The sequence below is a fragment of the Sphingobium sp. MK2 genome, from assembly GCF_040170545.1.
Lineage (GTDB): Bacteria > Pseudomonadota > Alphaproteobacteria > Sphingomonadales > Sphingomonadaceae > Sphingobium.
Window position 1 is genome coordinate 39,274 of the sequence record NZ_JAZDXA010000041.1, and the last position, 8,727, is coordinate 48,000.

The 8,727-nt window shown below is 59.0% G+C and carries 8 protein-coding genes; 3 read left to right on the forward strand and 5 right to left on the reverse strand.

Annotated features, from left to right (window positions below; all coding sequences use genetic code 11):
- Nucleotides 1-358 precede the first annotated feature (358 nt).
- Nucleotides 359-2,866: a TonB-dependent receptor domain-containing protein gene (locus tag V2I08_RS16510; RefSeq protein ID WP_349636059.1), complete on the forward strand. Its 2,508-nt coding sequence runs from the start codon at nucleotides 359-361 to the stop codon at nucleotides 2,864-2,866.
- Between the two features lie 196 nt (nucleotides 2,867-3,062).
- Here the strand turns inward: V2I08_RS16510 and mtgA are convergent, their stop codons facing one another.
- From mtgA to V2I08_RS16525, 3 genes are all read right to left on the reverse strand, one after another.
- Nucleotides 3,063-3,761, reverse strand: coding sequence for a monofunctional biosynthetic peptidoglycan transglycosylase (gene mtgA / locus V2I08_RS16515; protein ID WP_349636060.1), 699 nt, complete (start codon nucleotides 3,759-3,761; stop codon nucleotides 3,063-3,065).
- Between the two features lie 102 nt (nucleotides 3,762-3,863).
- Nucleotides 3,864-4,778, reverse strand: coding sequence for an RNA polymerase sigma factor RpoH (rpoH, locus tag V2I08_RS16520; RefSeq protein ID WP_310224749.1), 915 nt, complete (start codon nucleotides 4,776-4,778; stop codon nucleotides 3,864-3,866).
- Between the two features lie 77 nt (nucleotides 4,779-4,855).
- On the reverse strand, nucleotides 4,856-5,812 hold the full coding sequence (locus V2I08_RS16525; protein WP_349636061.1) for an RluA family pseudouridine synthase: 957 nt from the start codon (nucleotides 5,810-5,812) through the stop codon (nucleotides 4,856-4,858).
- Nucleotides 5,813-5,829: 17 nt separating this feature from the next.
- Here V2I08_RS16525 and V2I08_RS16530 point away from each other — a divergent pair, with 17 nt between their 5' ends.
- Entirely contained in the window at nucleotides 5,830-6,234 is a 405-nt protein-coding gene (locus V2I08_RS16530) for a M67 family metallopeptidase (protein WP_349636062.1), read from the forward strand.
- Nucleotides 6,235-6,332: 98 nt separating this feature from the next.
- Nucleotides 6,333-6,980: a histidine phosphotransferase family protein gene (locus V2I08_RS16535; protein WP_349636063.1), complete on the forward strand. Its 648-nt coding sequence runs from the start codon at nucleotides 6,333-6,335 to the stop codon at nucleotides 6,978-6,980.
- Between the two features lie 107 nt (nucleotides 6,981-7,087).
- Here V2I08_RS16535 and V2I08_RS16540 read toward each other — a convergent pair whose 3' ends face one another.
- Together V2I08_RS16540 and V2I08_RS16545 are read right to left on the reverse strand one after the other, a co-directional pair.
- A complete protein-coding gene (locus V2I08_RS16540) occupies nucleotides 7,088-7,390 on the reverse strand; it encodes a hypothetical protein (RefSeq protein WP_349636064.1) in 303 nt (100 codons plus the stop codon).
- Nucleotides 7,391-7,506: 116 nt separating this feature from the next.
- The gene (locus V2I08_RS16545) at nucleotides 7,507-8,658 is read right to left on the reverse strand and encodes a TonB-dependent receptor domain-containing protein (RefSeq protein WP_349636065.1); all 1,152 of its coding nucleotides are present in this window, start codon (nucleotides 8,656-8,658) and stop codon (nucleotides 7,507-7,509) included.
- Between the last annotated feature and the right edge of the window lie 69 nt (nucleotides 8,659-8,727).

Here is an 8,727-nt window from a genome sequence, read left to right on the forward strand (position 1 = left end):
TCCATCTGACCGCATAACAAGGGGCCGACGCGCGATCGTTGGCCCCTTTTTCATGATCCACAGGTGCAGTGCACAAAAATTCCTGCTGCGTTGCAAAATTGCACCACTGTCAAACTAACGCTCTAATAGGCCCCTAAGTCACTAAAATGCAATGATTTGTGGCCAGAGGCGAGGCGTCCCCAAGCGCAACGGCGCGGGGTGGTGGAGGAATGTGACAGTCGTGATGCTGCATTGTAACAAATTTGCAATCAGAGCATCACAGGGCCGTCGCCAGTAACCGCCAAATGCGGTCCCGGCTTGAGAGAACAGCACAGCACAGGCGCCCACGCGCCACCTTTGAAAAAGGGAAAAGGGTCAAATGAAACAGTTTCTAATGGGCAGCGCCGCGATCATCGCCGTCGCCATTCCCGGCGCCGCCTTCGCGCAGTCGACCGGCTCGCAGGATTTCGAAGATTCCATCGTCGTCACCGGCGCGCGGACCAATCAGAGCGTCGGCGGCGTTCGCATCCCCGACTCGCCCAAGGCGAAGGTCGTCCTGACCCAGGAACTGATCGAGCGTCAGCGCCCTGGTCAGTCGGTCAACGAAATCATCAACCTGGTTCCGGGTGTCAGCTTCACCAACAACGATCCCTGGGGTTCGAGCGGCGGTAGCTTCACCATTCGCGGCTTTTCGTCCGACCGCATTTCGCAGACCTTTGACGGCCTGCCGCTGAACGACTCCGGCAACTACGCCATCTACACCAACCAGCAGGTCGATCCTGAACTGATCGAGTCGGTGAACGTCAACCTGGGTTCGACCGACGTTGACAGCCCCACGGCTGCGGCCGTCGGCGGCACCGTCAACATCAATACGCTGATGCCGACCGACGATTTCGGCGCGATGGCGAGCGTCAGCTATGGTAACATCGTTGCTGAAGGTTCGGGCGACCGTCCCTTCCATCGCGTGTTCGGCATGGTCAACACCGGCGATCTGACCGGCCACGGCACCAAGGCTTGGCTGTCGGCGTCGCGGGCCTATAACGAAGCGAGCTTCGCCAACTACGGCAAGATCGAAAAGGCCCAGTATAACGCCAAGGTATATCAGGCGATCGGCGCGAGCGGCGATTTCATCTCGGTCGCTGGCCATCTGAACGTCAACCGCAATAACTTTGGCGGTTCGCCTGGCTCCGCTGCGGCTTTCGCGGGCGACAAGAGCGCGCGCTTCTACAATATCGGCGGCGTCGGCTACCCCTGCACGATCAGCACGGCGGCCAATCCGGGCGTAGCCGATCAGACCAACACCTGCGGCACGCAGTTTGAGCGTCGCTACAACCCGTCCAACACCGGCAATGTTCGCCTGAACTCGCGCTTCACGCTGACCGACAAGCTGACCCTCTCGGTGGACGGCGGCTATCAATATGTGAAGGCCAATGGCGGCGGCACGACCTCTGCTTATGAAGGCTTCTTCTATCAGGGCACCACGCCGCTGACCGGCTATTTCGGCGGCAGCGCCTATTTCGGTCGTGACATCAACGGCGATGGCACGCTCGGTGTGGACACCAACGGCAACGGCCTGATCCAGGGCGCTGAATCGGATCGCTTCACGCTGCTGAACCCCAGCCAGACCGTGACGAACCGCTGGATCGGCATCGCCAACCTCGCCTATGACTTTGACGACAACAACCGCGTCCGTCTGTCCTACAGCTATGATCGCGCGCGCCATCGCCAGACCGGCGAAGGTGGCCTGCTACAACTCAGCGGCGAGCCGTTTGACGTGTTCCCGATGAACGATCCGTTGACCGATAGCGCTGGCAACATCCTGCAAAAGCGCGATCGCAAATCCTATGCGACGCTCAACCAGATCGCCGGTGAATATCGCGGTCAGTTCTTCCAGGATATGCTGACCGTTACGCTGGGTGTGCGCGCACCTTTCTTCCAGCGCGACCTGAACCAATATTGCTTCACGACCGCGCTTAACGGCAATGTGAACTGCGTTGCGGGCGGCAATGTCGCGGCTTATGCTGCGGCCAACCCCTATGCAGTGAATGCCAACGGCACGCCGTCGGGCGCTGCCCCGCCGCAGTCGCGCACCTACAAGTATGACAAGCTGCTGCCGAACGTCGGTGCGGTGTTCAAACTCACGCCGGAAATCAGCCTGGCCGGTAGCTATGCCGCCAATATTTCGGTTCCTGGCACCGACACGCTGTATAATTCGATCTACCTGCCCGGTAACAGCAGTGCGTCGAAGCCGGTTGCTGAAACGTCCGACAGCTTCGATCTGGGTCTGCGTTATCAGACCAGCATCGTTCAGGCCTCGCTGACCGGCTGGTATGCGAAGTATAAGAATCGCATCGCATCGGCCTTCAACGATGTCTGCGACTGCAGCATCGACACCAACCTGGGTGCAGTGAAGAAATATGGCATCGACGGCAGCGTCTCGGTTCGCCCGATCCCTGAATTGCTGATCTACGCCTTTGGTTCTTACATCGACTCCGAAATCGGTGCCGACGTGCAGACCGGCCCGACAACATTCGCCGCGACCAAGGGCAACCGCGAACGCGGCGCGCCTGCCTATCTCTGGGGTGGTCGTATGCAGGGTACGTTGGGTCCGGTGGATCTGGGTGCACAGATCAAGCGCACGGGTTCGCGCTACCTGAACGACATCAACACGTTCAAGGTCGCTGGCTACACGATTGTCGACCTCGACCTGCGCTACAATCTGGCGAACCTGGGTCTGGAAAAGACCTTCGTTCAGGTCAACGTGTCGAACCTGTTCGACAAATTCTACATCGGTTCGTTCAGCGGCGGCCTGACCACCGCATCGAGCACGAACGTCAACTTCGGTGCGCCTCGCGCGATCAGCGCATCGATGGTCGTGGCCTTCTAAGTCCAGACAATCAGAAATCGGGAAAAGGGCGGGGAGCAATCCCTGCCCTTTTTCTATGCCTGCAATCGCGCTGTCCTACTTGGCTACGCCCGCCTATAAAAGGAGATCACCCATCAGGTCGCACTTGCCGATAGGATCAGCCCTGCGCAACTTTATGTCGAAATCTGCGGGAAATGTGCGAAGTTAAGAGGATGCGTCACCGCAAACAGCTATCCAGCCCATCCCGCTGCACCACGCCGATCCGCGCGGCGATCGTGTTACCGTAGCGGCGGGTAAAGCCCGATGGCGCAACGGCGGCGCGCTTCTTGGGCAGGGGAAGGACGGCGGCGATGCGCGCGGCTTCGGCGCGCGTCAACTGGGCCGCGCCATGGTTGAAATAGCGGATCGCGCCCGCCTGCGCGCCATAGGTGCCGATACCGGTTTCGGCGACGTTGAGATAGACTTCCATGATCCGCGGCTTGCCCCAGATCGCCTCGATCAGCACCGTGAACCAGGCCTCTAGCCCCTTGCGCACAAATCCGCCGCCCTGCCACAGGAACACATTCTTTGCCGTCTGCTGGCTGATCGTCGATCCGCCCCGGATGCGTCCGCCGCTGGCATTGTTCAACGCGGCCTTGGTGATGGCATCGACATCGAACCCATGGTGGGAACAGAATTTGCCATCCTCCGCCGCGATCGCCGCCCGTGCCATGTCGGGGTCCATTTCGTCCAGCGGCATCCAGTCCTTGGTAATGCCATTGGGATCAAGCAGCATGGTAAGCGTGACAGGCGGCGGCACGAACCGATAGACCACCACCATCAGCAACGACAGGACGACGAAGCCGAGAATAATCTTGAAAGGAAGGACGATCCAGCGCGAACGGCGCCGGGGAGAGCGGAGGGATTTTGCGGTCATGGCAGGAGCGTAACGCACTCCCGCCGCGCCGCTCAAGCCGCGCACATAAAAAAGGCCCCGGCGCAAAACGCCGGAGCCTCGTAATTGTCGCGATCTAATCCGTCAGGCGGCGGCGAAGCGCGCCATCTGTCCGATACGATCACCGGCGATCCGCATCATCGCCTTTTGCAGCTTCTCAAACGCCCGCACCTCGATCTGGCGCACCCGTTCGCGGCTGACGCCATAGACCTGGCTCAGTTCCTCCAGCGTCTTGGGTTCCTCGGCCAGACGGCGTTCGGCCAAGATATGCTTCTCGCGATCATTAAGGTCGGTCATCGCCTCTTCCAGCATCTCATGGCGCAGATGGCGCTCCTGCTCGTCGGCAACGCGCTCGTCCTGCAAGGGATCATGATCCTGCAACCAGTCCTGCCACTGGCCCTCGCCATCTTCACGCATCGGCACGTTGAGCGAGGTGTCGCCCCCCATCGCCATGCGCCGGTTCATCGAGATGACGTCGGCCTCCGAAACGCCCAGATCGGTGGCGATCTTGGTCACATCTTCGGGGCGAAGGTCGCCATCCTCGAACGCTTCGATATTATTCTTCATCCGGCGCAGGTTGAAGAACAACTTCTTCTGCGCAGCGGTCGTGCCCATTTTCACGAGCGACCAGGACCGCAGGATGAACTCCTGGATCGAGGCGCGAATCCACCACATGGCATAAGTGGCCAGTCGAAAGCCGCGATCGGCCTCGAACTTCTTCACGCCCTGCATCAGGCCGATATTGCCTTCGGAGATCAGTTCGCTGACCGGCAGGCCATAGCCGCGATAGCCCATCGCAATCTTCGCCACGAGGCGCAGATGCGACGTCACCAGTTGCGCTGCCGCCTCTGGGTCCTGATGCTCTTCATAGCGTTTCGCCAGCATATATTCCTGCTCAGGGGTGAGCAGCGGAAATTTGCGAATCTCCGACAGATAGCGGTTGAGGCTGGCTTCACCGCCCAGCGCCGGAACCGCGGGGACATTGCTCTTGTTGGCCATGTCGCTTCACCTTTCCCTTTCATGCGCGGCGGGACCCAGAAGAGGCGTCCGATCCACCGTCGCAAACTTGTCGAAACCTATACTCTAAGCTCGCTTAACAGTTCCTGCATGTCCATGGGTAATGCACTTTGGAACAGCAGGGGCGAACCTGTTACCGGATGTATGAACCCCAGAGTTTTGGCGTGCAATGCCTGCCTTCTGAAACCCAGCGTTTCCAGTATTGATTTGAAACCTTTTCTGTCTCTACCGTAAACCGGATCTCCGATCAAGGGGTGGCCGATATGGGCCATATGCACCCGAACCTGATGCGTCCGCCCGGTTTCCAGCCGACATTCGACCATCGCCGCGCCCCGCAATCGCTCCTCCATCCGATAATGGGTGACGGCATGTTTGCCGCGTCCTTCCCGATGAACCGCCATCTTCTTTCGATCAGCGTCGGATCGACCGACCCAGGCATCCACCGTGCCGGTCGGCGGCACCGGATGCCCATAGACGATCGCGGCATAGAGTCGGTCGATGCTGTGATCCTTGAACTGGAGCGCCAGGCCTTCATGCGCCCGGTCTGTCTTGGCAACGACCAACAGGCCCGATGTATCCTTGTCGATGCGATGCACGATGCCGGGACGGGCGACGCCGCCAATGCCTGATAATTGCCCCGCGCAATGGTGCAGCAGCGCATTGACCAGCGTGCCGTCGAGATTGCCTGCCGCAGGATGGACCACCAGCCCGGCGGGTTTGTCCACGACGATGAGGTCGGCATCTTCATGAACGATGGTCAGCGGAATATTCTGCGCCACCGCATCCAGCGCCACGGGGGCGGGGAGGGTGATGGTGAAGCGTTGTCCGCTCGCGACCTTCAGCGAGGCACTCAGCTTCAAACTCTGGCCTTGCGCGCACACATGGCCTTCGCCGATCAGCGCCTTGAGTCGTTCGCGGGAGAGATCGGGCAACAGATCCGCCAGTGCGCGGTCCAGTCTCTGGCCGTGCTGCGCCACGTCGATAATTGCTTCGATGATGGAAACCCCCGCGGCCATTGGCTAGGGATGTAGGCATGAGAGTGATGATTGCAAGCCTGCTGCTCGACCGGATCGTTGCGCTCGCGGCGGCGGCGGAAGACGAGGTTTGCGGTCTCTTGTTGGGGGCGGCGGCTGGGCAGATCATGGCGATCGCCCCGGCCGCCAATGTCGCGGCTGACCCTGCGCGTCATTTCGAGCTGGACCCGGCGGCGCTTATCGCCGCGCACCGGGCGGCGCGGTCGGGTGGCCCCAACGTGATCGGCCATTATCATTCGCATCCATCGGGCGTGGCCATTCCTTCCGCGACCGACGCGGCCTGCGCCAGACCTGATGGCAGCTTGTGGCTGATCGTGGCGGGCAACGAAGCGCGGCTGTGGATCGCACAGGCGGGAGAGGCCGGGCAGGTGACTTTCAAGGAGGGGATGCTCGACATAAGGTGAGGGAAAGGGGCCGAGCCGGGCTTGCATCGCGCGGCGCAGCGGCGCATTAGCCGTGCGAGAAACTTGTCCTGACCATTATCCGGCGATCCAGACCCCGCATGACCGACCCGACCGACAGCATCGAATTTGCCAGCCTGCTCTGTTCGCGCCTGTGCCATGACTTGCTCAGTCCCGTCGGCGCGCTCAATAATGGGCTTGAGTTGATGGCGGACGAGACGGACCCGGAAATGCGCCAGCGTTGCCTCGACCTGCTTGGCGACAGCGCGCGAACGTCCGCGAACAAGCTGAAATTTTTCCGTCTGGCCTTCGGTTCGGCGGGCGGATTCGGCGACAAGGTGCCGCCGCATGAAGCGCGCGTCGCGATCGAAGGCATGTTCGTCGCCACTGGCCGGGTCAAGGTCGGCTGGATGGTCGAGGAACAGATGCTCAGCAAGCTGGCGGTCAAGGTGCTACTCAATTTGGCGCTGATTGCGGGCGATGCCCTGGTGCGCGGCGGCCAGCTCGACATTGGCGCGGAAGCGCGACCGGGCGTGACCGAGATTGTGGTGCGCGGCGAAGGACCAAAGGTCGTGCTCGACCCTGATCTGCGCGCGGCGCTGGCGGGCACCCTGCCGATCGAGGGACTGGCATCGCGGACGGCGGCGGCCTGGATGGTGCGCGCACTGGTCACCGGCGCAGGTGGCGAGATCGCCCTGTCGCCACCGGGCGACCCCATGCTGCTCTTCGGCGCGTCTATACCGGGCTGACGGGCGGCAGGCACAGCCTGCCGCTCATCGCGCATGAGGCCTTAACAGACAGCGATGATTGGAACTGACGTTACATATCGCGTCGTCACGGGCGTGTGGCTTATGTATCAACCTTGCCGTGTGCCGGACATTTCCATCGCTCCAAACATTCCGGCTTTGATTGTACCTGTAAGCGTGTCGCCATCGACGGTCGCCTGGCATTCCAGTTTCATCGGCATGGGCATCGTCATGCGCATGTCCCAGGTCAGGCGATTGCCCTCGACCTTGCCATTTTCGATCTCCATCGATTCCATCGCACCAGCATTTGACCCGGTGAAGATGTCGCCATCGACAATCACGGTCAACACGGATTTTTGATCGCCCACCGGGGATTTGGCGACGCAATCATAAATTCCCGCAACATTCGACATGTTCATTCTTCCTTATATGTTGGTGGCGAACGACTAGGGGATCACCAAGCCTTAGGATTCCTGGAATATACAGGCCCCAGACGTTCAACCTTTTCAAAACGGTTGGTGAAGGTGATTTAAAAAGCGAAGCCAGCCCTGACGCCAACGACACGGGCGGTCAGGCCACCAACCGGCCTCGACGATATGCCGCCATCCAGTTGCCCGGCAAAGGCCGTTGGCAGCAAGCCCAATGGCTCGCGTTCCTTGGTGAGATTACGGACATAGATTGAGGCATTCCATCGGCCATCTTGATCGCGGATACCCATGCCCACATTGATAATTTCATGGCCGGGATATACATAGCGCGGATCAGCGCGACTGGTCATTAGCACGGCACTCTTGTAAATGACGTTGCCGTTAAAAAAGGCCTCAAGATTCGACGATATTGGCTGCTTATACTCGCCGGAAAGTGTAATTTTATGCTTTGGTGCCAGTAAAAACTGACGTCCGCCTATGTCCTGTCCATCATCCCCTAGAAAATTATCTGGATATTTTACAATATTGAACTGGTATCCAAAATTAAAACTTAACGAACGAGACAGATTGCCAAAAGCTGTGAATTCAAGGCCTTTCGATACTACTTCATCATAGTTGAGAGGGGTTGAAATAATCTGACCTGATGCAGGATCCGCTACATTTGCTTGCCCCTGGAAATTCTTCAGTTTGTTATAAAAAGCGTTCGCGGCGAGCTGGATACCATTCATATCCATCTTCGCACCGATCTCAAATGCGTCGGATTTCTCAGCTTCCAATTCGAATAGAATGCCAAGCGGATTGGTGCCGACTGCTGGTGGTTTATATCCCCGCGCATAGGAAGCGTAGAGATTACTGTTCGAAGACGGCTGATAACTCGCCCCGATACGACCGGAAACGGCATTATCGGTAATGGTAAATGACTGTGTTGGCGTAAGTGTATTCAGGCCGATCTGGGTTCTATTCTTGAAGTCATCGTAGCGCAACCCGCCAAAGATATCGATGTTGTCGGCGACGGCAAAAGTCGCATCGACAAATCCGGAAATAGTGCGATTTGATGCTAGTTCGCGGGTGAAGACGGGCGCTCTGACGCAAGGCGTGCCATTCAGTCGGCATACGCTGAACCCGATACGGTCAGCCTCGCCGGTAGCGCCGAAAACGAAAGGCTGCGAACCATTGGGAACGCGCTCAAAAGAGAAATCGTTATAGAAGCCGCCAAATATCAGGTCGAATCCATTGCCCGCATAGCTGGACACCCGCAAAAACTCTGGCGGATTTAGGTTATTCGTGATTCATTGATTGGGTAGCCATTGGAGGTGACGAGC